Here is a 23026-nt window from a genome sequence, read left to right on the forward strand (position 1 = left end):
TCGGTTGCGGCTGGCATAGCCTGGGCCCATGCGCCGCCTGCGGCAGCTCGCCGAGCGCACGCCGGCCACTCGGGAGCGCTACGTCGACCTGCTCCGGGCGCTCGCCATCACCATGGTGGTGCTCGGCCACTGGGGCGTGACCGTCATCGGCTACGACCGGTCCGGCCGACCCGCCGGCCACTCCGCCCTCGGTGACCTGCCGTGGGCCTGGCCGCTGACCTGGGTGGCCCAGGTGATACCGGTGTTCTTCCTGGTCGGCGGCTACGCCAACGCCGCCTCGCTGGCCGCCCGCCGGAGCCGGGGAGGAACGGCCACGGGGTGGCTGGTCGACCGCAGCGCCCGGCTGGCCCGGCCCACCACCGCGCTGCTCGTGGTGCTGGCGGCCGGCGCCGCCGTGGCCACGCTGCGCGGCGCCGACCCGGCACAGGTCCGCACCGTCGTCTGGTTCGCCACCATCCCGCTGTGGTTCCTGGTGGCCTACCTGGTGGTGGTGCCGCTGACCCCGCCCATGTACGCGCTGCACCGCCGTTTCGGGCTCGTCGTGCCCGTCGTGCTGGTCGGCCTGGTGGCGCTCGGCGACCTGGGCCGGATCTGGGGTCCGCCGGGACTGGCGACGGGCAACTACGTGTTCGGCTGGCTGGCCGTCCACCAGCTCGGCTTCGCCTGGTACGACAGCCGTACCCGGGGCCGCCCCGCCGGCGGGGCGGCCGAACCACGTGGCCTGCGCCGCCGCCGGCTGCCGCTCTCCCGCACCGCCGGGACGGCCCTGCTCACCGGTGGGCTCGTCGCGCTGGTCCTGCTGACGGTGGTCGGGCCGTACCCGGTGGCGATGTTGAACGTGCCGGGCGAGCGGCTGGACAACGCGGCGCCGCCGAGCCTCGCGCTGCTGGCCGTGGCCACCGCCCAGCTCGGGCTGATCCTGCTGCTGCGGGAGCCGGCCGGACGCTGGCTGCGCCGGCCCCACCCCTGGCAGGCGGTGATCGCGGTGAACGCCGTGGTGCTCACCGTCTTCCTCTGGCACCTGACCGCGGCCGTGCTGCTGGTCGGGCTGCTCGACGCGCTCGGCACGCTGCCCACTCCCCCGGTCGGCTCGGCCGCCTGGTGGGGCTGGCGGATCCCCTGGCTGCTCGCCCTCAGCGTGGTGCTGGCCGCGCTGGTCACCGTGTTCGGCCCGATCGAGGCCCGCACCCGCCGCCCGCCCGACACCGGCCCGGCCCGCGAGGGCGCCCGCCGGCTCCGCACCGCGCTGGCCGTCCTCGGGTACGCCGGGCTCGTCGCCGGGCTGCTGCTGAACAGCCTCACCCGCAAGACCGCGCCGGAGCCGCTGGGGCTGCCCGCCCCGGCGCTGGTGGCGTACCTGGCCGGGGCGGGGGTGCTGCGGCTGCTCAGGTCTGGGTGGGGAAGCCGAGGTTGACCCCGCCGTGGCGCGGGTCGAGCCAGCGGCTGGTGACCACCTTGCCCCGGGTGAAGAAGGCGACGCCGTCGGCGCCGTGCGCGTGCAGGTCACCGAAGAGGGACGCCTTCCAGCCGCCGAAGGAGTAGTAGGCCATCGGCACCGGGATCGGCACGTTCACGCCGACCATGCCGACCTCCACCTCGTGCTGGTAGCGCCGGGCGGCCCCGCCGTCGTTGGTGAAGATCGCCGTGCCGTTGCCGTACGGGTTGGCGTTGACCAGCTCGACCGCCTCGTCGTACGAGCCGACCCGGACCACGCTGAGCACGGGGCCGAAGATCTCGTCGGTGTAGATCGACATCTCCGGGGTGACGTGGTCGAAGAGGGTCGGGCCCAGCCAGAACCCGTCGGCGTCCCCGTCCGGGGTGACCTCGCGCCCGTCCACCACCGGCACGGCGCCGGCCGCGATGCCCGACTCCACGTAGGAGCGGACCCGCTCGGCGTGCGCGGCGGTGACCAGTGGGCCCATGTCGCAGCCGCGCCGGCCGTCCCCGGTGCGCAGCCGGCCCATCCGCTCGGCGATGCGGGCGACCAGGGCGTCGGCCACCGGCTCAACCGCGACCAGGGCGGAGATCGCCATGCACCGCTCCCCCGCCGAGCCGAAGCCGGCGTTGACCGCCGCGTCGGCGGCCAGGTCCAGGTCGGCGTCGGGGAGCACCACCATGTGGTTCTTCGCCCCGCCGAGCGCCTGCACCCGCTTGCCGGCCAGCGAGCCGCGCTGGTGCACGTACCGGGCCACCGGGGTGGAGCCGACGAACGACACGGCCTTGACGCCGGGGTGGTCGAGCAGCGCGTCGACCGCCTCCTTGTCGCCGTTGACGACGTTCAGCACGCCGTCCGGCAGGCCGGCCTCGGTGAACCACTCGGCCAGCAGCAGCGCCGCGCTGGGGTCCTTCTCGCTGGGCTTGAGCACCACGGCGTTGCCGCAGGCGACGGCGACCGGGACGAACCAGAGCGGCACCATCACCGGGAAGTTGAACGGGGAGATCACCGCCACCACGCCCAGCGGCTGCCGCAGGCTGTACGAGTCGACCTCGGTGGAGACGTTCTCGCTGAAGCCGCCGCGTAGCGCCGAGGGGATGCCGCAGGCGTACTCGATCACCTCCAGGCCGCGCTGCACCTCGCCGGCGGCGTCCGCGAGCACCTTGCCGTGCTCGGCGGTGATCACCTCGGCGAGCCGGTCGCGCCGGGCGCTCACCAGCTCGCGGAAGGCGAACATGACCGCCGTCCGCTTGGCCAGCGAGGCGTCCCGCCAGGTCCGGGCGGCCCGCTCGGCGGCCTCGACCGCGCCCGCCACGTCGGCGGCGGAGGCCAGCGCCACCTGCCCGGTACGCCGCCCGGTGGCCGGGTCGAAGACGTCCCCGCGCCGCTCGGAGTCCCCGCTGACCCGCTTCCCGTCGACGAAGTGCCCGATGGTGGTCATGCGGCAACCTCCGCCGCGACGGCGGAACGGATGGCGTCGACCAGGATGGCCAGGCCCTCGCGGGCCTCGTCCTCGGTGAGGGTCAGCGGTGGACCCATCCGCACCACGTTGCCGTGCAGGCCGCCCTTGCCCACGAGCAGCCCGCCCTCCCGGCACGCCTCGAAGACCCGGGTGGTGACCGCCGGGTCCGGCTCGGTGGTGCCCGGCCGGACGAACTCGACGCCGAGCATGAGGCCCTTGCCGCGGACCTCGGCGACGGCGTCGAGGCCGGCGGTGGCGGCGCGCAGGCCGTCGCCGAGGATCGCGCCGACCCGTGCCGCGTTGGCCTGCAGGTCGTGGTCGAGCAGGTAGTCCAGGACCGCGTTGCCGGCCGCCGTGGAGACCGGGTTGCCGCCGAAGGTGGAGAAGCTGATCGCCGGCACCGCCTCCAGCACGTCGGCACGGCCGACCACGCCGGCCAGGGCGAAGCCGTTGCCGATGCCCTTGGCGAAGGTGAGCAGGTCCGGGGTGACGCCGTGCGCCTGGTAGCCCCAGAAGTGCTCGCCGGTGCGGCCCCAGCCGGTCTGCACCTCGTCGGAGACGAGCAGGATGCCGTGCTCGTCGAGCACCTTCTTCCAGGCGGCGAAGAGCCCGTCGGGGCCGTGCACGAAGCCACCGACGCCCTGGATGGGCTCGGCGATGAGGCAGGCCACGTCGCCGGCGGTCTGGGTGGCGAGCACCTCGCGCAGGTCCTCCACGGCGGCGTCGATCCGGTCGCCCTCGTCGAGCCGGGCCAGCAGGCCGCGCAGCCGCTCGCCGGAGTGCAGCCAGGCCACCTGGAGCGGGTTGAGCGCGCTGGCCGACCAGCCCCGGTTGCCGGTGACGCCCATGGCCGCGTACGACCGGCCGTGGTAGCTGTTGCGCACCGCGAGGATCTGGTGCGAGCGGCGGAAGTTGGTGGCGACCAGCAGGGCCGCCTCGTTGGCCTCGGTGCCGGAGTTGGTGAAGAAGACCCGGGCGTCCGGGATGCCGGAGACCCGGGCGATCTTCTCGGCCAGCTCGACCTGCTGCCGGATCAGGTAGAGCGTCGAGCTGTGCACGATGCCGGTGCGCAGCTGCCGTTCGACCGCCTCGCGGATCTCCGGGATGTCGTAGCCGAGCATGTTGGTCAGCACGCCGCCGAAGAAGTCGAGGTAGCTGCGCCCGGCCGCGTCGGTCACCCGGCGGCCGGAGCCGGAGACCAGTTCGAGCGGTTCGGCGTAGTAGAGCGGCATCCAGGACGGGAGCACGGCCCGGTGCCGGGCCAGCAGGTCGTCGGAGGTCATCGGCGCACCCTTCAGCGGCGGTTGGTCCCCGCACGCTCTCATCACCCGGAGGCAGGGACAACTGTCACTGTGTAGCGCAGCGGGGTCACCCGCCTGACACCACGTCAACCGTCCCGCTGCGGTTTCCGGAGCGAAATCCGGCCCGTGCCCACCCTTCCGCTGGCCAGACGGCTCTTGGGCCACTCGATCCGCAGCAGCGCACCGGGGCGGGGCAGGTGCAGCGCGGCGGCGACGAGCGCGAAGGCGGCCCAGCCGGCGGCCAGACCGAGGGCCGCTGAGGTGTCCTGGAAGTAGTGGTAACCGGTGAGGAAGCCGACCAGGGCCAGGCTGTTGCGGGCGAAGTGCCGGCTGAACTCGGCGAGCTGGCGGCGGGCCTCGACGGCGACCAGCACCCCGGAGTACGGGAAGGTGACCACCATGCCCCGCAGCAACTCGCCGAGGAGCCCGGTGAGCAGCGCACCCACGAAGATCACCACCAGCTTGACCGGCGCGGCGAGACCGTCGCGCCGGGCGTCCGCCGGCGCGGGCGGCGGCGCGACCGCGGCCCGGCGGCGCAGCAGCAGCATGGTCAGCGCCCAGAGCGCCACCGTGCCGGCCAGCGCCGCCTCGAACGGCACCGGCACCGCCAGCACGCCGGCGCTGAGCGCCACGTAGACCGCCACGCCGGCCAGGTCGGCCAGCAGGATCGGCCAGCGCAGCCGGCGGTGGGTGACCGCCACCGTGACGAAGAAGAGGTTGAGGCCGACCACGCCGAGCACCTGCGGCCCGTCCACCCGGTGCCCGGTCGTCACCAGGGCCAGGGTCATCGGCAGCGGCAGGCTGTAGACGAAGGCCCGCATCCGCACCGAGCGGATCACGCTGACCGCCCAGACCACAGCGGTCACCAGCAGCACCGCGGCCCACGTCATGACGGTCAGCCCGGGAAGGCGGCGATGTCGGCGCAGAGCCGGAAGACGCGGGTCAGCCGCTCCACGTCGGCCGGGTGGACGGAGAACTCGTGCTCGCTGATCTCGCCGTGCGCGGTCATCTTCCCCTCCCAGCAGCTCGACCCGTCCCAGACGACCAGGTTGACGTGCAGGTGCGGGCTGACTCCGCCGAGCGGCAGCAGGCCCACCCGCACGCCGGCCCGCCGTTGCGTCTCGATCAGCTCGGACAGCTCGGAGGTGAGGGCAGCGTACGTGAAGATCCGGGTGATCCGTACGCCCCGGGCGAGGGCCGCCAGGTTCGCCTCCCAGTAGCGCCGGCCGACGTCCCCGCGCCACCAGCTCAGCTCGCCGCTGACCCGGGGCATCACGTTGGTCAGCGCGACCAGCTCCCGGGTGCAGTCCCGGGTGGCGCCGAGCAGGTCCTCGGCGTCGTCGCCGGGCCGCACGATGCGGCCCGCGGCGAGCTGCTCGGCCTCCCGGCGGAACTCCTCGAAGCGGCGCTGCGCCTCGGCCGCCACCCGCGTCCCGGCGTGCCGCTCGGCCGCCTCGCGCAGCGCGCCGGCGAGCTGCGGGGTGGCGCCGACCAGCCAGGACGGCCCGTCCAGAAGCGTCCGCAGGTGGAACCGGCGCTCGGCGCGCGCCAGCGAGTCGAGCACCAGCGAGATGGTGATGCCCATGAGCCCGGCCAGCAGCGACTCGACCCCGGTGGCCGCGTTGGTCAGGTCGAGCGTCACGGAGAGCAGGATGGAGAGTGCGATGCCGACCAGGGCCACCGGGTCGGCGTGCGTGACCAGCCGCATCAGGTTCTCCGCCGAGCCGGCCCCGCCGCGCGCCCGTCGCCGCACCGCCTCACCCGCCATCGGCCACCCCCGGTCACTCGGTGCGCTCAGGGTAGCCACGATCCACAACGGTGGGTCGACGCGCGCCCGCCGCCGGTAGCATCCGCCGGGTGCGGACGACGGAGGTGGCGCTGCCGGCCGGCGCGGCGGGGACGACCCGGGCGGAACTCGCGGCGGGAATCGGCGCCTGGGTGGGCTCACCCCCGATGCGGGCCCTGGTCGGGCACTTCGGCGGCGACTGGCCGGCCGGTGAGCTGAGCGCGGTGCTGGCCGGGCTGGACGACTTCTCCGCCCGGCACTGGGACTTCCGCGACGGGCGGGAACGCCCCGACGCCCGGGAGCCGGCGTTCGACCCGGCCACGGTCGGGCTGGTGCACGACACGGCGACCGCGCTGGGCCTGGTCCGGCCCGTCCCACCCACCCTGCCCCGGTACGCGCACCTGCTGGTCCTCGGCGGCCTGGCGCACGCCTGCCTGCGGCGCACCGCGTACGCCGCGCACCTGGCCCGGTCGGGTGCCGGGGTGGCCGGCGAGGTGGCGGTGCTGGGCAGCTTCCGGCCCCTCTCCCCGGTCGAGTCGCGGCTGCTCGCCGACGCCGGGGTGCACGGCTGCGCCACCGAGGTCGACGCCCTGGACGCGGGGGTGCGCCTGGCGTTCGGGGTGGACGCGCCGGCCGAGGAGATCGGGGAGGCGGCGGACCACCCGCACCGGGCCTGGTCCTCGCGCACCTACCGGCCCGCCGGGCTGCCCCCGGTCCGGGTGCTCGCCGCCCCCTCCGGCGAGCCGGACCGCCGCCGGGCGCACACCGCCGACACGCAGCGGTTCTGGGCCGGGCACGTCCGGCTGCGCGTCGGCGATCCGGTGCTCATGGTGACCGCCCCGATCTACGTGCCGTTCCAGCACTGCGACGCGCTGCGCACCCTCGCCGTGCCGTTCGGCTGCGGGATCGACACGGTCGGGGTGGACCCGGCGCTGGCCGCGCCGGTCCCGGTGCCGGAGCCCACCCTCACCCCGGGGCGCTACCTCCAGGAGATCCGCTCGGCGATCCGGTCGATGCGCGCCCTGCACGCGGCGCTGGCGGCCGGCTGACGGGCGCACGGCGGGGCCGGCGCACGGCGGATCGCCGCGCACCGGCCCTGGACGGTGGTCAGTTGACGTAGACCCCGGGGCTGCCGGTCCGGCTGGTGTCCCGCACGGGCGAGTACGTCGCGGAGAAGTACGCGGTGCCGAAGCAGAGGCTCGGTCCGGAGAACTTGGTCAGCACCTGGTTGGTGAAGGTGATCGAGTTGGTGGCGTTGGCCGCCGTGCCGGTGAGGCTGTTGGCCCCGGTCCGGTAGACGCAGGTGATGGGGCCGAGCAGGCTGTTCAGCACGACGGTGCTCTGGATCGGCGCGGTCGCCGTGCCGGAGATGGTGACCACGCCGCCGACACTGGTGACCTTGGTGGCGTACGGCAGGTTGTTGACGGTCACGCTCTGGACCCCGGTGGTGCCGAACACGTTGGTGGTGCAGCTCGTGAAGCTCTGCGCCGTGAGGCTCTCGGTGGCGGTGCCCGGGGCGGTCGGGTTGGTCAGCACCTTGGCGCTGAAGCTGGACGCCGCGCACTTCACGCCGGTGGTGCCGGTGGCCGAGGAGTAGAAGGTGGCGTTCGTGCCGGTCTTCAGGCTGGCCTGGATGACGTCGTTGACGCCGACGGCGGTGCCGGCGGGGGTCGGGTAGGTGAGCACGGCGCTGGCGAGCGACGACGTGGGGGCGGCGACGGCGGGGGCGGCGCCGACGACTCCGGTCAGCAGCGCCAGGGCGACGAGGCCCGCGCCGATTCGTCCGTACCTGGACATGGTTCTTCCTTCCGGCGGTGGGACGGGGACGGGTCGGACCGCACAGGCGGTCCCCGCCCGGCGTGGCGGGCCGGGCGGTGAGCGCGGCCGTCCGGGCTGGACGGACGCGGTGGATTGCGCCGGGCGACCCGTCGAGGGTCGCCGGGCGGTGGCGGGAGCTGCCGCGACGTCAGCGGCGGGGCCGGCGTGGTGCACTGCGGCGGAGCCGCGTCACCTGCGCCTTTCCGGTCTTGGGAGGGCACTCGCGCTCGGTGATAATGGCAGCCATCGAGCCCTCCTTCGACGTGCCGGGGTGACCACCCGGGGAGGTCACCAACGGTGACTGGTGCGTCAACTCAGGGTGCAGATAGTTGTAAACCCCGGAGGGTCGTAAAGTCAATGCATCCAGGGAGGTCGATAAGTTGACCACGCAGCACCGTCCGCAACCGGTGCCGGTCCCGCTGCCCGGCGCGCGCCCCGGCCGCGATCCGGAGCGCGCCATCAAGCGCGGCCCACGCCAGGTCTCCGCCGAGGTGGTGGCGGCCACCCAGCGCGACCGCCTCTTCGACGGGTTGGTGCAGGAGGTGGCGACGAGGGGCTACGACAACGCCCGCGTCAGCGACATCTGCCACGCCGCCGGGGTGACCCGGCCGGCCTTCTACGCCCTGTTCACCGGCAAGGAGGACGCGTTCCTCGCTGCCTACCGGCACGGCATCGCGGTGGTGTCGGAGCTGATGGAGAGCGCCTACCGCGAGGCGGGACCGGCCTGGCCGGACGCCGCCCGCGCCGCGCTGCGCACCCTGCTGGAGGTGCTCGCCAGCGTGCCGGCGTTCGCCCGGATGGCGCTCGTCGAGGTGGACGCGGCCGGCCCGGACGCCCGCCGGGAGCGGGACGCGCTGCTGGGCAGCTTCCGCCGCTTCTTCGCCGACGCCGGCCCCGGGCCGGTCGACGCCGGCGTGGACCGGGACGCACTGGTGTCCACGGTGGTCGGCGGCATCCACGCGACCATCCGCGCGCGGGTCGCGCAGGGCCGCGCGGAGGACCTTCCCCTGCTGCTGCCGGTGCTCACCTACGCGGCCGTCGCCCCGTTCCTCGGCACGGACGGCGCGGCCCGGGCCACCCGGCCGGTACGCCCGGACGACGGCCCCAGCGCGGCCGCCCCGTGCGCGCCGACCGTCCACACCTGAGCGTCTACGCGGTCGGAAACCGCAGCGGTTTTTCACTTTGGCCGCAATTCGCACATGCCGCCCAACGAACTGCTACACGCTGTTGACCCACCCTTTACCCAGCGGTAACTTCGGCCCTGCGCCCCGGCGCGAGAAATCCTGCGAACCAATTCAGATCTCATCCCGCATCGTCGTCGATGAATTGATCTCGAAAAGGAGCCGCCATGTCGGAGCAGACCGCACCCCACGAGCCCGAGCCGCCGCGCAGCGGCGTGCGCTGGCGCCGGTTCGCCGTCACGATGGGCACCGTCGTGGCGGGCGCGGCCGGCATGGTCGTGCTGACCGCGCAGGGCGTGCTCGGCGCGCAGTTCGCCATCTCGGGCATGCCGTTCACCGTCACCGCCGACAAGCTCACCGGCACCGGGTTCGAGCAGTTCGCCACGCTCGACCAGATGATTCCCGACAGCCCCAACCAGGGCGACACCGGCGGGCAGGTCGTGGTGATCGTCTCGGCCATCGACAAGGCCGAGCTGACCAACCTCTGCCAGAGCATCAGCCTGGGCGGCATCAACCTGCGGATCACCGCCGGCGGCGCCGGCAAGCCGGTCACCGCCCGGACCCTTGTCGTCGACGGGGACGAGGTCGCCGGCAACGCGTCGTTCAGGAACATCAACGTCGGACAGGACGCCAGCACCGTCGACCAGGTGCCCGGCGTACGCGGCAACCCGGGCGTCTTCGCCCAGCAGGCCGACACGGTGACCATCACCAACCTGCGGCAGAACAACTACGCCACCACGGCAGCCGTCTTCACCCTGCCCAACCTGCACATGGCGTTCAGCTCCGACGGGTGCTGACATGACCGCCGGACGACACGAGGCGGCGCCGGCCGCCGGCCGTTCAGCTCCGACGGGTGCTGACCTGACCGCCGGACGACACGAGGCGGCGGAGGCGGCGGAGGCGGCGCCGGCCGGCGGCCGCTGGCGCCGCTGGCGGCGGGGTCGCCCGTTCACCGCCGGGGTGCTGGTCGCGCTCGGCGGCGCCGAGATGCTCGTGACGCTGCGGGCCCCGCTCGGCGTGCTGCTGCACATCGGGCCGCAGGGGCTGGCCGCGTACCTGGTGCCGGTCGTCCTGGTGCCCTGCGGCGTGCTGCTGATCGCCACCCCGCAGCAGCGGGTCTTCTACGCGCTGCTCACCCTGGTGCTCGGCCTGGTCTCCTGGCTGACCTCGAACCTGGGCGGCTTCCTGGTCGGGATGCTGCTGGCCCTGGTCGGCGGGGCGCTGGCCTTCGCCTGGACACCGGCCAAGCAGCCCCGGGCCGCCCGCTCGGCGCGGGCGCGGCGTGACGAGCAGACGCCGGCGGGCGGGGTCGCGGAGCCCGACCCGGTTGCGGGCCTCCCGGCACAGACCGGCCCGGTGCAGGCGGAGGCCCGGGTGGGCACGCCGGAGGCGGCGCCGGACGATCGGCGCTGAGTCAGCGGAAACGGGCCCGGGCGATCGCCCGGGAGACGTCCGCCGGCTCGTCCACCTCCAGGATGAGCCGGTCGTACCGCTGCCCCTTCAGCTCCACCAGCAGCACCTCGTCGGCGCGGTGGACACACCAGAACGACCGCCCCGTGGACCGGGAGACGTAGCTGCCCGCCATGATCAGCCCGGGCCAGTAGCTGCCCGGCAACCGGAAGCCGGAGCCCCGGGAGTACGCCTCGGCGCGGGAGACCGGGCGGACCGAGGTGACCGCCTCGGTGGGCACCTCGACGCCCAGCGCCAGCGCCCAGAACCGGTCGGCCCCGCTGAGCCGGACCACCAGCCGCTCCGGGTCCACGTCCACCGTCACCGCCACGATCAGGACGGTAGTCCGGCGGACCCGCCGCCGGCCACTGCCGAGCGGCCCCGCCTCAGCGGGCGGTGTCGGCGACCGCCTGCGCGAACACCTCGGAGCGGTGCTCGAAGTTGCGGAACCGGCCGTAGCTCGGCGCGGCCGGCGAGAGCAGCACCACCCCGCCGGCCGGAGTGAGCTTGCGGGCCAGCCCCACCGCGGCGACCAGGTCCTCGGCGATCTCGGTGCGCACCGCGGGCAGCCCGGCCAGGGCCTCCACGATCCGGGGGCCGCTGTCCGGGATGCCGATCACGGTGATGTCCCGCTCGGCCAGGTGGTCGCGGAGCGGCGTGTAGTCCAGGCCCCGGTCCGTCCCGCCGACGATGACGGTCAGCGGGCGCCCCTCGTACGCGTCGATCGCGTGCATGGCCGCGTACGGGCTGGTGGCCAGGGTGTCGTCGACGAAGGTGAGCCCGGACGGGTCGGGGATCTCGGTGAGCCGGTGGGCGAGGCCCTGGAATTCGGCGACCGCGATGGCGAGGCTGTCCTTGCGCGCCACCACGTCGACTCCGAGCGCGTCGAGCACGGCGAGGGCGACGCAGAGGTTGCCCTCGTTGTGCCGGCCGACCAGGGGCAGCACGGCGCGCGGGAAGAGCGGGTTGTCCCGCAGGTGGAACCAGGGGGCGCCGTCCGGGCCGCTGGCCACGTGCGTGGTGTCCGGCGAGCCGGCCCGCACCGCCGCCCGGTCCCCCAGTTCGAGCGCCAGGCGCGGGTCGGCGCCGTTGACCACCACGGTGTGCGGGCCGTGCGCCAGCAGGTTGAGCTTGTCCCGGTAGTACTCCCGCTCGCCGCCGTGCGCGTCGAGGTGCTCGGGGAACAGCGCGGTCACCACGGCGACCCGGGGCGAGTCGGTCAGGTCGGCGCACTGGTAGCTGGAGAGCTCCAGCACGTACAGCTCCGCCTCGGGCAGGTCGAGCAGCGGCACCCCGATGTTGCCGCCGAACACGTTCGGCCGGTCCATCGCGGTGAGCAGGTGGCTGATCAGGCTGGAGGTGGTGCTCTTGCCCTTGCTGCCGGTCACCCCGACGGTCCGGTCCGCGTGGTCGGCCATCCACAGCGCGCTGCCCTGGGTCACCGGGACGGCCCGCCGGCGCAGCTCCACCATCCACGGGTGGGTGTTCGGCACCCCCGGCGACCGCACCACGATGTCTGCGGCGGCCAGCCGGGCGAAGCCGTCCTCACCGGTGACCAGCGGCGCGGCCGCGGCGAGCGGGCCCTCCCAGGGCAGGGTGAGGAAGTTCGCGCTGTCGTCGACGGCCACCAGGTCGGCCGGGCCGTGCGCGGCGATCGCGATCACCGCGGCCCGGCCCTCCCGGCCGGCGCCCCAGACGGCGACATGACGTCCGCGCAGATCAGACAGGCGCACGGGCTCTCCTCGGAGGTCGGGTCGGCGGGTCGTCGGGTGCGGTCCGGCACAGCCGGACACGGCAGGACAGACCAGGGCCTAGTATGGCGTGTGCCCAACGAGCAGCTGCGGCGGATGGACGCCTTCACCTTCCCGTCCTACTCGATCGACTTCGCCACCGGCGAGGTGTTGTTCGACTACGCCCTGACCGGCCCCGACGGTGAGCAGCGGTTCACCGAGGTGGTCACCCTTCCCCTGCCGGCGGAGCCGGTGTCCGACGAGACGGCGGCCACCCTCGCCCGGGTCCTCGAATTGCTGCACGTCGTCGCCGGGGTCAGCTACTACAAGACCGCCGCGCCGGCCCGGCTGGTGCTGCCGGCGCCGCTGGGCGCGGCCGCCGCCGACCTCGTCACCGCCGTCTACACGAAGGGCCTCGCCGAGTACGCGTACCGCAACCAGCTGCCGCACGTGCTGGAGCTGCGCCCGGAGGTGCCGGCCGGCGAGGTCGCCCCGCCCCGGGTGTACGACGACTCGGACCGCCGGCCGCTGTCGGCCGTCGGCGGCGGCAAGGACTCGATCGTCACGCTGGAGGCGCTGCGCCGGGCCGGCTTCGACCCGGTGCCCTTCTCGGTCAACCCGAACCACGTCATCGTCTCGGTCAACGAGGCGTCCGACCTGGTGCCGCTCGCCGCGCGCCGGCGGATCGACCCGGTGCTGTTCGACCTCAACGCGGCCGGCGCGTTGAACGGGCACATCCCGGTCACCGCGATCAACTCGCTGATCGCGGTCGCCACGGCCGTGCTGCACGGGCTCGGGCCGGTGGTCATGTCCAACGAGCGTTCGGCGTCCGACCCGAACCTGGTCTGGCACGGCCACGAGATCAACCACCAGTGGTCCAAGGGCGTCGAGGCGGAGGGGCTGCTGCGCGGCGCCCTGGCCGAGCACGCCGGCCTCACCGAGCCGTACTTCTCCCTGCTGCGGTCGCTGTCCGAGCTGCACATCGCGCGGCTCTTCGCCGAGACCGACCGGTACGACGCGGTGGTGACCAGCTGCAACGCCGCGTTCAAGCTGCGCGACGCGAGCGAGCGCTGGTGCCGCGACTGCCCGAAGTGCCGGTTCGTCTTCCTGGCCATGGCCCCGTTCATGTCCCGCGAACGGATCACCACGATCTTCGGCGGCGACCTGCTGGCCGACGAGTCGCAGATCCCCGGCTACCGGGAACTGCTCGGTGTCGACGGGCACAAGCCCTTCGAGTGCGTCGGCGAGGTGGAGGAGTCGGTGGTCGCGCTGAGCCTGCTCGCCGAGCAGGAGCAGTGGCGCGACGCTCCGGTGGTCCGCGCCCTGGTCGACGCGGTGCCCCCCACGGCCTGGTCGACCGCCGCCACCTCCGACGTCTTCACCCCCGGCGGCCCGACCTACGTCCCCGCCCCCTACGCCAAGGCCCTCACCGCCCTCACCTGACCCGCATCCCGACGTTGATCATGAAGTTGTTGCGCCTGACACCGGCGTGTCGGGGCGATAACTTCATGATCGACCAGGGTCGCGGTCATGACCAGGGTCGCGGTCAGGGGGTGCGGACGGCGTCCAGGGCCAGCAGGGCCACGTGGAGCGACAGGCACTGCTCCACCGAGTCGAGGTCGACGTCCAGGATGCGGCCGATGCGGGCCAGGCGTTCGTAGAAGGCGGGCCGGGACAGGTGCGCGGCGGCGGCCGCCGCGGATTTGTTGCGGCCCTGCTCCAGGTACGCCCGGAGGGTGCCGAGCAGTTGCTCCCTCGGGTGCTGGGCGTCGTACGCCAGCAGCCCACCCAGCTCGCGCTCGACGAAGGTCTGCAACCGCGGCTCGTCCCGGAGCAGGTGCAGCAGGCCGGCGAGCCCGACGTGCGGCAGCCGGAAGTAGGGCAGGTCCCGCCGGTCCCGGCGGGCCGCCTCGGCGATCTGCCGCGCCTCGACCAGCGAGCGGCGCGCCTCCCGCAGGCTGCCCACCCCGGAACCGGCCGCCACGATCACGGCCGGGCCGGCCGGGCGCGGGCGGGACGCCGGATCCGCCGCGCGCAGGGCGCCGACCGCCACGGTCCGGGCGGGCGGGTCGGCGGGGCGGGCGGACCGGGGCGCCGGCGGGCGGGCCGGGTCGGCGTCGAGGCGTACCCGGCGCAGCGCGGCGGCGAACGCGGCGAGCGCCTTCTCCTCGGCGGCCGGGTCGGGCAGCGCCAGCAGCGCGCCCACCGCCTGGTCGTCGACGGCGCTGGTCAGGGCCGTGAGCTTGGCCTCGCGCAGCGCCTGGCCGACCGCCTCGGCGAGGTCGCGCAGCCGGGCCGGACCGGCCTCGGGGCCGGCGTCGGGACCCGGCCCGCCGCCCTCGCCCGGGTCGTCGGCCCGGTGGCGGACCACGACGCCGACCAGGTGGCGGCGGTCCAGGGTCACGCCGAGCGCCTTGGCCCGCAGCGCCACCTCGTCCACCGGGCGGGAATGGTCGATCAGGGCGGTGAGCAGGGTGCGGTGGATCTGCCGTTCCAGCCCCTCGGCGTCACGGCGGATCAGCCGGCCCAGGGCGAGGGTGGAGGCGGCCCGCTCGATCAGGATGGTGAGCCGGGTGGGCGGGGTGGCGCCGGCTCCCCCGCCGGCGCCGGCATCCCGGCGCGGGTGCGGTGGCGTCCAGCCCTCGACCGGCGCGGCGTCGGCCGGCCCGGCGCTGGTGGTCGGCTGGCCGCCGTCGGCACCTCCCGCCCCGCCGTCGGCACCCCCCGCCCCGGCGTCGGGTCCGCCGGCCGGTTCTCCGGTCGCGCCGGCCGGCCACGCCTCGCCGGACCGCGGTCGGTCCTCGAAGGAGGCCGGCGTCCGTTCGGGGTCGCGCGTGGTCAGCTCGGCACCGGCCGGCCAGCGCAGCAGCAGCCGCCCCCAGTCCTGGCCCCGGGCGCCGACGGTGGTGACCAGCCACCCGCTGTCCCGGTCGTACGCGGTCCGCCCGGCCGGCCGGATCCGCCGGGAGTGCTGCTCCCAGCCGTCCAGCAGCAGCTCGGCGCTCTCCCCCGCCGGGTCGTACGCGAGCACCTGCCGGGACAGGTTCTCCAGCACCACCGGGCAGCCGGCCAGCTCGGCGGCCTGCCGGACCACCTCGGCCGGCTCGGCGCCCTCCACGGACAGTTCGGTGAACCGCTGGTGGATCTCCTCGGTGGCGCGCAGCTCGGTGAGCTGGGCGTCCACGATCAGCGCGTGCACCGCCTCGGTGATCCGCACGAACGGGGTGGCCCGGCGCAGCTCGACCAGGGGCAGCCCGCGCCGCTCGGCGGCGGCCGCCATCACCCGGGGCACCCCGCTCACGTAGCGCCGGCCCAGCTCCACGACCAGCCCGGAGACCCCGACGTCGGCCAGGTCGCCGATGAACGCGCGCAGGCCGGCGTCGTCGGCGGGCAGCCCGATCCCGGTGGTGAGCACCAGCTCGCCGCCGCCGAGCAGGGTGGCGATGTCCGGCACCTCGGCCACGTGCACCCAGCGCACCGGCCGGTCCAGGCCCGCGTCCCCGGCGACCAGGCGCGGCGCGCCGTGGCGCACCGGCACCAGGGCGAGCACCTCACGGACGGTAGGGAACACGGGCGACACGCTACCCTGCGTCACCGCCGATTCCGAGCGTGCCGGGCGGCCCCCCACCGGCCGATCACCTCCAGTAGCGTGCCGGTGATCGTGATCAATCGGAAGGGGAGGCATGGACGGGACGACGGTCAGCCGGCGGGCGTTCGCGAAGCTGGTCACCGCCGCGGGGGCGGGGGCGCTCGGCGCGGGCGCGGTGTCGGCGGCGCCGGCGCAGGCCGCGCCGCAAACGTGGACGACCACCGGCACCGCGGTGAGCGCGCTGAGCGCGTTCGACGACACGATGAAGAGCTTCATGCAGGCCCGGCACATCGACGCCGGCCAGCTCGCGGTCACCTACAAGGGCCGGCTGGTGCTGGCCCGGGGCTACGGCAACAACTCCCCGATGCTCATCCAGCCCACCTCGCTGTTCCGGGTGGCCAGCCTCTCCAAGTCGCTGACCGCGGCGGCGGTGGTCCGGCTCGCCCAGGACGGCAAGCTCAGCCTCGGTGACCCGATCACCAAATTCCTCGACCTGACCCCGCCGGCCGGGCAGAGCGCCGACCCCCGCCTCGCCAAGGTCACGCTCTGGCGGCTGCTCCAGCACACCGGCGGCTGGGACCGGGACCTCACCGCGTTCGACCCGGTGTTCAAGGACCGGATCATCGCCAACGCGTTGGACGTGCCGATGGAGCTGACCCACGCCGACGTCATCCGCTTCATGTCCGGCCAGCCGCTGATGCACGACCCCGGCTCGACGGTCTCCTACAGCAACTACGGCTACCTGCTCGCCGGCCGGATCGTCGAGAAGGTCAGCGGCCTGCCCTACGAGACGTACGTGAAGCAGAAGCTGCTCGCGCCCCTCGGCATCACCCGGATGGGGCTGGGCGAGACGGTCAGCCGGCACCCCGGCGAGGTCGGCTACCGCTCGCAGTACACGGGCCCGACCGTGCTGGACAACTCCGGCACCGTGGTCGACGCCCCGTACGGCACGTTCAGCATGCGCGTCCACGACGCCAACGGCGGCTGGCTCGCCTCGGCGATCGACCTGGTCCGCTGGGCGACCGCGTTCGACAGCGGCAGCCCCGTGCTGAACAGCACCTCCACCGGCCGGGTCTTCGCGGTCCCCAGCCCGACCGGGGTCAACGGCGACGGCTGGTACTACGGCCTCGGCTGGGCGGTCCGCCCGGTCACCGGCGGCACCGGCCGCAACACCTGGCACACCGGCAGCTTCGCCGGCACGTACAGCATCCTGGTGCGCACCTACCAGGGGATGAGCTGGGCGGCGGTGTTCAACCAGCGCGACGACGAGTCCGGGCTGAGCTACGCCCCGATCGACTCGGCGCTGTGGACCGCCTCCCGGGCGGTGACCAGCTGGCCGACGCACAACCTCTGGTCGAAGTACTTCGCCTGACCGCGCGGCGCCGGGGGCGGGCCGCGCCGCCCCCGGCGTCACAGCGGGTCGTCGCGACCCAGCTCCCAGCAGGCCACCGCGGTGGCGGCGGCGACGTTGAGCGAGTCCACCCCGCGCCGCATGGGGATCACCACCCGGACGTCGCTGGCGGCCATCGCGGCCCCGGTCAGGCCGGCGCCCTCGGCCCCCATGAGCAGGGCCGCGCGCGCCCGCTGCCCGGCGTCCAGCCGCTGGATCGGCACGGCGTCCGGCGCGGGCGTCATGGCCAGCACCGTGAAACCCGCCGCCCGGACCTGGCCGAGCGCGTCCGGCCAGGGCTCCAGTTTCGCGTACGGGATGGCGAAGACCTCGCCCATGCTGACCCGGACGCTGCGCCGGTAGAGCGGGTCGGCGCAGGTCGGCGAGAGCAGCACGGCGTCCACCCCCAGCGCGGCCACGGCCCGGAAGATCGCGCCCAGGTTGGTGTGGTTGTTGACGTCCTCCAGGATCACCACCCGGCGGGCGCCGGCCAGCACCTCGGCGGCGGACGGCAGCGGCTTGCGGCGGAACGAGGCGAGCACGCCCCGGTGCACATGGAAGCCGGTGGCCCGCTGGAGCACCTCCTGAGTGGCCGCGTAGACGGGCGTCTCCCCCGTGTCGAGGTCGGCGAGCTGGTCCACCCGCTTGGCGTCGACCAGGTACGACCGGGCCGGGTAGCCGGCCCGCAGCGCCCGCCGCAGCACCAGCTCCCCCTCGGCGATGAACAGCCCGTGCGGGGGCTCCCAGCGGGTGCGCAGCTCCACGTCGGTCAGCGCGCGGTAGTCGGCGATCCGGTCGTCGTCGGGGTCGGTGATCTCGTGGACGGGCACCGGACGATTCTGCCTGGTCCGCCCGGCCGGTCCGGCGCGGCCCGGGTTTCCGCCGCCCCGGGCGGGGAACGGAGCCCGGGGAAAGCGGACAGCGACGAAGGGATCACCACGATGAGCGCGGACCCCACCGGCGACGGCCAGCTGCCGCGGCATGCCACGGTCGCCGACTACATCGTGGCCCGACTGGCCGAGTGGGGCGTGCACCGCTACTACGGCTACCCCGGCGACGGCATCAACGGCATGACGTCGGCACTGCAACGCACCGCCGGCCGGGCCGAGTTCATCCAGGTCCGGCACGAGGAGACGGCCGGTTTCGCGGCCAGCGCCCACGTCAAGTACGGCGGCGGCCCGCTGGGCTGTGTGGTGGTGACCAGCGGCCCCGGCGCGATCCACGTGCTCAACGGCCTCTACGACGCCAAGCTCGACCACCAGCCGGTGGTGGCCCTGCTCGGGCACACGGCGCTGCCCGCCGAGGGCGGCGGCTACTACCAGGAGGTCGACCTGCTCGCCCTCTACAAGGACGTGGCGTCGGCCTTCCTGGCCCAGCTCGACGACCCGTCGCAGGCGCGGCACCTGGTCGACCGGGCCTGCCGGACCGCCCTGGCCCGGCGCACGGTCACCGCCCTGGTGCTCCCCTCCGACGTGCAGGACGAGCCGGCGGTGCCGGAGCCGCCGCACGCGCACGGCTACTACCACACGAGCGCGGTGCCGAGCAGCATGCCGACCGTGCCGCCGGAGGAGGAGGTGCGCCGGGCGGCCGAGGTGCTGCGCGGCGGCGAGAAGGTCGCCATGCTGGTCGGGCAGGGCGCCCTCGGCGCGGAGGACGAGGTCCGCCGGGTGGCCGACCGGCTCGGTGCCGGGGTGGCGACCGCCCTGCTCGGCTTCGCCGCCGTCGACCACCGGGCGCCCTGGGTGACCGGCGCGATCGGCCTGCTGGGCAGCCGCCCGAGCTGGCAGCTCATGCAGGAGTGCGACCGGCTGCTGATCGTGGGCAGCAACATGCCGTACTCGGAGTTCTATCCGCCGCAGGGCACGGCCCGGGCCGTGCAGATCGACCTGGACGGCAGCCGGATGGGGCTGCGCTACCCGACCGAGGTGAACCTGACCGGGGACGCCGCGCCGACCCTGCGGGCGCTGCTGCGGGAGCTGGGCACCGGGCCGGTGCCGACCGCCTGGCGGGCCACCCTGGCCGGCGCGACGGCGAAGTGGCGGCAGTCCCAGCGGGAGGTGGCCGAGCAGCCGGCCAATCCGGTGAACCCGCAGCTGCTCTTCGCGACCCTCGACGACGCCCTGCCGGACGACGCCATGCTGGCCGTGGACTGCGGCACGGCCACCGCCTGGTACGCCCGCCACATCCGGGTCCGCCCCGGCATGCTGGCCAGCCTCTCCGGCACCCTGCTCTCCATGGGCGGGGCCATGCCGTACGCCATCGCCGCGAAGTTCGCCCACCCGGACCGCCCGCTGGTCGCGCTGATCGGCGACGGCGCGATGCAGATGAACGGGGTCAACGAGCTGATCACCGTGGCCAAGTACTGGCGGCAGTGGGCGGACCCGCGGTTCGTGGTGCTGGTGCTCAACAACCGCGACCTGTCCTTCGTGAGCTGGGAGCAGCGCTCCGGCGAGGGGACGCCGATGTTCCCGGCGAGCCAGGACCTGCCGGACGTGGCGTACCACAGGTGGGCGGAGGTGCTGGGGCTCGACGGCGTGCTGGTCGACTCCCCCGACCAGGTGCCCGACCTGTGGCAGCGGGCGCTGAGCGCCGACCGGCCCGTGGTGGTGAACGCGGTCGTCGACCCGGCGGAGCTGATGCTGCCCCCGCACTTCACCGCCGAGCAGGCCCGCAAGACGGCCGCCGCGGTGCTGCGCGGGGACAGCGACCGGACGGAGATCCTCCGGCGGGGTCTGCCCTCGGTGCTCGCCACCTACCGTCCCCGCCGCCGGGGGCGGTGAGCTGTCACGCCCGCTCGTAGCGCAGCAGCACCGACCGGCCGTCGAAGCCCCGCGTCCCGGTCAGCCGCAGGTCGAGGCGCTCCTTGCCGGGGAAGACGGGGGTGCCGCCGCCCAGCACGACCGGGTGCACCACCACCTGGCACTCGTCGACCAGCCCCAGCTCGGCCAGCGCCGCCGCCGCGCCGGAGCCGCCGGTGAGCAGCAGGTCCCCACCCGGCTGCGCCTTCAGCTCGGCGACCTCCGCGGCCAGGTCACGGCCGATCACCCGGGCGCCGTACTCGGCGCTCTCCAGCGTGCGGGAGATGACGATCTTCGGGGTACGGGCCCAGATCGGGGCGAAGCGCAGGTCGTGCGGGTCCTGGGACATCTGCTCCGCCCGCGGCCAGTACCAGGACATCAACTCCCACACCTTGCGCCCGTAGAGGAAGGCGTCGGCCCGGTCGGTCGCCTCGAGGGAGTACGCGGACAGCTCCGGCCCCATGGCCGCCCAGTCGAACTCCCCGTTCGGCCCCTCGATGAAGCCGTCGACCGACTGGTGCACCCAGTAGACGAGCTTGCGCATGGTGTCCTCCGCTTCCGGCGGCGCCCCCGGCGGGCGCGCTCACCGGTGGGTCGGAGCCGGCCGACCGGATCCGACAGCCGGCGCGGAGTTTCTTTTCCGGACCGCCGCCCTCGCGCGGTGTCACCCCCTGGTGGCGGGTGACACCGCGGATTGGCGGTCAGCCGCGGTCGCGGCCCTGGAGCCAGCGGAGCAGGTCCGAGGGGAGGTTGTTCCGGTCCTGCCGGCGCTCCTCCTGGGGCTGCGGGGTGGGGCGCGGCCTCGGGCGCTGCGGGTCGCCGGCGAGCTCGCGGCTGGGCGCCGTGAAGTCCTTCACCGGCTTGCCGTCCACCGCCGTCTTGATCACCCGGGCGACCGCGTCGATCACCCGGGCCTGCACGGCCGAGCCGACCAGGTCGGTCGAGTCGTCGGGGTTGGCGGCGATGCCGGCCACGGCCACCTGCGGGGTGAACCCCACGAAGGTCTCGGTGGCGTTCTGCTCGGAGCTACCGGTCTTGCCGGCCACCGGGCGGTCGACGATCCCGTTCACCGAGGTGGCGGTGCCGCCGTTGCACTGCCCGTACGCCGACTGCTGGCCGACGGGGCAGCGGGCCGCGTCGGTGGCCGCCCGGGCCACGTCGGCGTCGAGCACCCGCTTGCAGGAGGGCTGGCCGACGTCGACCTTCTCGCCGTTGGCCGCGGTCACCGAGACCACCGGCAGCGGAGTGCAGTAAGTCCCCTCGGCCGCCACCGTGGCGTACGCGTTGGCCAGGTCGAGCGGGGTGGTGGCCGCGACGCCGAGCGTGAACGCGCCCCAGTTCTGCGCGTCGTCGCGCGCGAAGGCGGCGTCGGAGTCGGCCCGGAACCTGATGCCGAGCCGCTGCGCCATCTCCACCACCTTGTCCTCGCCGACCTGCTCGGCAAGCCAGACGAAGTAGGTGTTCACGGAGCGGCCGAAGCCGTCCCACATCATCCGGTAGCCGTCCATCCACTCCGGGTTGGCGTTGGCCGGGCACCACTTGCCGTCGCAGTTGCCCTCGGCGTCGGAGCCGTACCGGGTGGGCAGCTTCGCCGGGGCGTCGAAGCCGGTGGCCAGGGGCTTGCCGGCCTCCAGCGCGGCGAGCATGGTGAACATCTTGAACGTCGAGCCGGCCTGGTATCCGTCGACGCTCGCGCCCCCGGAGATCAGCGGGTTGACGGTGTTCGGGTGATTGGCCTGCCCGGCCGGGTTGTCGGCGAGGCTGTAGTGCCGGTTGACCGCCATGGCCAGCACCCGGCCGGTGCCCGGCTCGACCGCGGCGATCGGCAGGGCGCGCTTGTTGCCGTAGCCGTAGACGGCGGTGGCCTGCTTCTGGGCGGTCTGCTGGATCTTCGGGTCGAGCGTGGTGACCACGCTGTAGCCGCCCCGGCGCAGCGCCTGCTCGCGCTCCTTCACCGTGTTGCCGAAGGCCGGCTGGGCGAGCCACCACTGGCGCAGGTAGTCGCAGAAGAAGCCCCAGTCGTCGTGGCCCTGGGCGACCGCCGTGCAGCCGTTGGGCTGGGCGGTCGGGCGCAGGGTGAGCGGCTCGGCCCGGGCCGCGGCGGCCTGCTGCGCGGTGATCGCGCCGGTCTCGGCCATCGAGTCGAGCACGTACCCCCGGCGGGCGAGCGCCTGGTCCTTGTCGCCGTCGATCGGGCTGTACTCGTCGGGCGACTGGACCAGGCCGGCGAGCAGCGCCGCCTCGCCCAGGGTCAGGTCGGCCGGGGCCTTGCCGAAGTAGCGCTGGCTGGCCGCCGCGACGCCGTACGCGCCGGAGCCGAAGTACGCGATGTTCAGGTAGCGGTTGAGGATCTCGTCCTTGCTGAGCGTCTCCTCCAGCGCGTTCGCGTACCGGATCTCCTGGAGCTTGCGCCCCACGGTCTGCTCGGTGGCGGCCTGCCGCTCCTCGGCGGTGCGAGTCGGGTCGGTCTTGAGCACGTTCCGGACGTACTGCATGGTCAGCGTGGAGCCGCCCTGCTCGGTGCCGCCGCCCTTGACGTTGGCGACCAGGGCGCGGGCGATGCCGCGCAGGTCGGCGCCGCCGTGCGAGTAGAAACGGCGGTCCTCGGCCGCGATGATCGCCTGCCGCATCACGGGGGCGATCTCGGCGAGGGGGACGTCGGTGCGGTTGACGTCGTAGAACGTGGTGATCAGGGTCTTGCCGTCGTTCGCGTAGAGGTACGAGCGCTGCGGCTGCGCGGGGGTGCGCAGCGCGTCGGGCAGCTCCGCGTACGCGCCGAGGCCGGCCTGGGCCGCGAGCCCGCCGAGCAGGCCGCTGGGGAGCGCGGCGAGCGCGAGGACGAGCCCGGCGAGGACGCCGGCGAGGAGCACGGTGAAGAGCCGCGACAGCGGCGACCGGGGAGACGGCATGGACCCCAGGATTACCGCGAATACGGCGATTCGGCCACCCCGTCAGGCAACTGTCAGTAACCTCACGGCGACCTCCCAGCTCCGGCGGAGCCCCTCCCGACCCCGTCGATCATGAAGTTGACGGCGATGTGGATCTCCGTGACTGCCGCCAACTTCATGATCAACGCGACAAGATCGG

19 protein-coding genes are annotated in these 23026 nt (G+C 74.3%); 8 read left to right on the top strand and 11 right to left on the bottom strand.

Translation table 11 applies throughout. The features are described 5' to 3' along the window. Window positions 1-28 precede the first annotated feature (28 nt). Window positions 29-1414 (top strand): acyltransferase, encoded by a 1386-nt coding sequence (locus tag ABZ452_RS30620; protein WP_357950326.1) that lies wholly within the window; start codon window positions 29-31, stop codon window positions 1412-1414. Here ABZ452_RS30620 and ABZ452_RS30625 read toward each other — a convergent pair. From ABZ452_RS30625 to ABZ452_RS30640, 4 genes are all read right to left on the bottom strand, one after another. Further along, window positions 1386-2876 carry a CoA-acylating methylmalonate-semialdehyde dehydrogenase gene (locus tag ABZ452_RS30625; RefSeq protein WP_357950329.1) on the bottom strand — a complete coding sequence of 497 codons (1491 nt, stop codon included), beginning with the start codon at window positions 2874-2876 and terminating at the stop codon, window positions 1386-1388. The two genes, ABZ452_RS30620 and ABZ452_RS30625, sit on opposite strands and share 29 nt — an antisense overlap. Further along, window positions 2873-4180: an aspartate aminotransferase family protein gene (locus ABZ452_RS30630; RefSeq protein WP_357950332.1), complete on the bottom strand. Its 1308-nt coding sequence runs from the start codon at window positions 4178-4180 to the stop codon at window positions 2873-2875. The genes ABZ452_RS30625 and ABZ452_RS30630 overlap by 4 nt, the downstream gene beginning before the upstream one ends. Window positions 4181-4284: 104 nt before the next feature. Next, entirely contained in the window at window positions 4285-5088 is an 804-nt protein-coding gene (locus ABZ452_RS30635) for a hypothetical protein (RefSeq protein WP_357950335.1), read from the bottom strand. A 5-nt stretch (window positions 5089-5093) separates the two neighbouring features. Further along, window positions 5094-5966, bottom strand: coding sequence for a hypothetical protein (locus tag ABZ452_RS30640; RefSeq protein ID WP_357950338.1), 873 nt, complete (start codon window positions 5964-5966; stop codon window positions 5094-5096). An 89-nt stretch (window positions 5967-6055) separates the two neighbouring features. Between ABZ452_RS30640 and ABZ452_RS30645 the strand changes: the two genes are divergently transcribed. Beyond that, entirely contained in the window at window positions 6056-7033 is a 978-nt protein-coding gene (locus tag ABZ452_RS30645) for a hypothetical protein (protein ID WP_357950341.1), read from the top strand. Window positions 7034-7091: 58 nt separating this feature from the next. Here the strand turns inward: ABZ452_RS30645 and ABZ452_RS30650 are convergent, their stop codons facing one another. Then, window positions 7092-7781, bottom strand: coding sequence for a Tat pathway signal sequence domain protein (locus ABZ452_RS30650; RefSeq protein ID WP_357950344.1), 690 nt, complete (start codon window positions 7779-7781; stop codon window positions 7092-7094). A gap of 401 nt (window positions 7782-8182) precedes the next feature. On the opposite strand from ABZ452_RS30650, the gene ABZ452_RS30655 reads away from it, so the two are divergent. From ABZ452_RS30655 to ABZ452_RS30665, 3 genes are all read left to right on the top strand, one after another. Beyond that, entirely contained in the window at window positions 8183-8947 is a 765-nt protein-coding gene (locus ABZ452_RS30655) for a TetR/AcrR family transcriptional regulator (RefSeq protein ID WP_357950347.1), read from the top strand. Window positions 8948-9150: 203 nt separating this feature from the next. Continuing rightward, on the top strand, window positions 9151-9780 hold the full coding sequence (locus ABZ452_RS30660) for a DUF6230 family protein (protein ID WP_357950350.1): 630 nt from the start codon (window positions 9151-9153) through the stop codon (window positions 9778-9780). Between the two features lies 1 nt (window position 9781). Next, complete coding sequence (locus ABZ452_RS30665; RefSeq protein ID WP_357950353.1) at window positions 9782-10396, top strand: DUF6114 domain-containing protein; 615 nt, start codon at window positions 9782-9784, stop codon at window positions 10394-10396. A gap of 1 nt (window position 10397) precedes the next feature. Here ABZ452_RS30665 and ABZ452_RS30670 read toward each other — a convergent pair whose 3' ends face one another. Further along, on the bottom strand, window positions 10398-10763 hold the full coding sequence (locus ABZ452_RS30670) for a hypothetical protein (RefSeq protein WP_357950356.1): 366 nt from the start codon (window positions 10761-10763) through the stop codon (window positions 10398-10400). Window positions 10764-10818: 55 nt separating this feature from the next. After that, window positions 10819-12165: a UDP-N-acetylmuramoyl-L-alanine--D-glutamate ligase gene (gene murD / locus ABZ452_RS30675; RefSeq protein ID WP_357950359.1), complete on the bottom strand. Its 1347-nt coding sequence runs from the start codon at window positions 12163-12165 to the stop codon at window positions 10819-10821. Window positions 12166-12255: 90 nt separating this feature from the next. On the opposite strand from murD, the gene ABZ452_RS30680 reads away from it, so the two are divergent. Further along, the gene (locus ABZ452_RS30680; protein WP_357950362.1) at window positions 12256-13605 is read left to right on the top strand and encodes a hypothetical protein; all 1350 of its coding nucleotides are present in this window, start codon (window positions 12256-12258) and stop codon (window positions 13603-13605) included. A 103-nt stretch (window positions 13606-13708) separates the two neighbouring features. Here the strand turns inward: ABZ452_RS30680 and ABZ452_RS30685 are convergent, their stop codons facing one another. Then, the gene (locus ABZ452_RS30685) at window positions 13709-15733 is read right to left on the bottom strand and encodes a PucR family transcriptional regulator (RefSeq protein ID WP_357950365.1); all 2025 of its coding nucleotides are present in this window, start codon (window positions 15731-15733) and stop codon (window positions 13709-13711) included. 112 nt (window positions 15734-15845) lie between these two features. Between ABZ452_RS30685 and ABZ452_RS30690 the strand changes: the two genes are divergently transcribed. After that, window positions 15846-17123 (top strand): serine hydrolase domain-containing protein, encoded by a 1278-nt coding sequence (locus tag ABZ452_RS30690; protein WP_357950368.1) that lies wholly within the window; start codon window positions 15846-15848, stop codon window positions 17121-17123. A 38-nt stretch (window positions 17124-17161) separates the two neighbouring features. Here the strand turns inward: ABZ452_RS30690 and ABZ452_RS30695 are convergent, their stop codons facing one another. After that, window positions 17162-17971, bottom strand: coding sequence for an RNA methyltransferase (locus tag ABZ452_RS30695; RefSeq protein ID WP_357950371.1), 810 nt, complete (start codon window positions 17969-17971; stop codon window positions 17162-17164). A gap of 111 nt (window positions 17972-18082) precedes the next feature. Here ABZ452_RS30695 and ABZ452_RS30700 point away from each other — a divergent pair, with 111 nt between their 5' ends. Further along, window positions 18083-19921: a thiamine pyrophosphate-requiring protein gene (locus ABZ452_RS30700; protein ID WP_357950374.1), complete on the top strand. Its 1839-nt coding sequence runs from the start codon at window positions 18083-18085 to the stop codon at window positions 19919-19921. Between the two features lie 4 nt (window positions 19922-19925). Here the strand turns inward: ABZ452_RS30700 and ABZ452_RS30705 are convergent, their stop codons facing one another. Together ABZ452_RS30705 and ABZ452_RS30710 are read right to left on the bottom strand one after the other, a co-directional pair. Continuing rightward, window positions 19926-20483, bottom strand: coding sequence for a dihydrofolate reductase family protein (locus tag ABZ452_RS30705; RefSeq protein ID WP_357950377.1), 558 nt, complete (start codon window positions 20481-20483; stop codon window positions 19926-19928). Between the two features lie 157 nt (window positions 20484-20640). Beyond that, window positions 20641-22848 (bottom strand): transglycosylase domain-containing protein, encoded by a 2208-nt coding sequence (locus ABZ452_RS30710; RefSeq protein ID WP_357950380.1) that lies wholly within the window; start codon window positions 22846-22848, stop codon window positions 20641-20643. Window positions 22849-23026 lie beyond the last annotated feature (178 nt).

Source organism: Micromonospora sp. NPDC005707 (assembly GCF_040631005.1).
Taxonomy (GTDB): domain Bacteria; phylum Actinomycetota; class Actinomycetes; order Mycobacteriales; family Micromonosporaceae; genus Micromonospora.

What these genes read in the sequence shown, in the direction of transcription:
- ABZ452_RS30620 (WP_357950326.1), top strand. Translation starts at nt 29, where the DNA reads ATGCGCCGCCTGCGGCAGCTCGCCGAGCGCACGCCGGCCACTCGGGAG.
- ABZ452_RS30625 (WP_357950329.1), bottom strand. Translation starts at nt 2,876, where the DNA reads ATGACCACCATCGGGCACTTCGTCGACGGGAAGCGGGTCAGCGGGGAC.
- ABZ452_RS30630 (WP_357950332.1), bottom strand. Translation starts at nt 4,180, where the DNA reads ATGACCTCCGACGACCTGCTGGCCCGGCACCGGGCCGTGCTCCCGTCC.
- ABZ452_RS30635 (WP_357950335.1), bottom strand. Translation starts at nt 5,088, where the DNA reads ATGACGTGGGCCGCGGTGCTGCTGGTGACCGCTGTGGTCTGGGCGGTC.
- ABZ452_RS30640 (WP_357950338.1), bottom strand. Translation starts at nt 5,966, where the DNA reads ATGGCGGGTGAGGCGGTGCGGCGACGGGCGCGCGGCGGGGCCGGCTCG.
- ABZ452_RS30650 (WP_357950344.1), bottom strand. Translation starts at nt 7,781, where the DNA reads ATGTCCAGGTACGGACGAATCGGCGCGGGCCTCGTCGCCCTGGCGCTG.
- ABZ452_RS30660 (WP_357950350.1), top strand. Translation starts at nt 9,151, where the DNA reads ATGTCGGAGCAGACCGCACCCCACGAGCCCGAGCCGCCGCGCAGCGGC.
- ABZ452_RS30665 (WP_357950353.1), top strand. Translation starts at nt 9,782, where the DNA reads ATGACCGCCGGACGACACGAGGCGGCGCCGGCCGCCGGCCGTTCAGCT.
- ABZ452_RS30690 (WP_357950368.1), top strand. Translation starts at nt 15,846, where the DNA reads ATGGACGGGACGACGGTCAGCCGGCGGGCGTTCGCGAAGCTGGTCACC.
- ABZ452_RS30700 (WP_357950374.1), top strand. Translation starts at nt 18,083, where the DNA reads ATGAGCGCGGACCCCACCGGCGACGGCCAGCTGCCGCGGCATGCCACG.
- ABZ452_RS30705 (WP_357950377.1), bottom strand. Translation starts at nt 20,483, where the DNA reads ATGCGCAAGCTCGTCTACTGGGTGCACCAGTCGGTCGACGGCTTCATC.
- ABZ452_RS30710 (WP_357950380.1), bottom strand. Translation starts at nt 22,848, where the DNA reads ATGCCGTCTCCCCGGTCGCCGCTGTCGCGGCTCTTCACCGTGCTCCTC.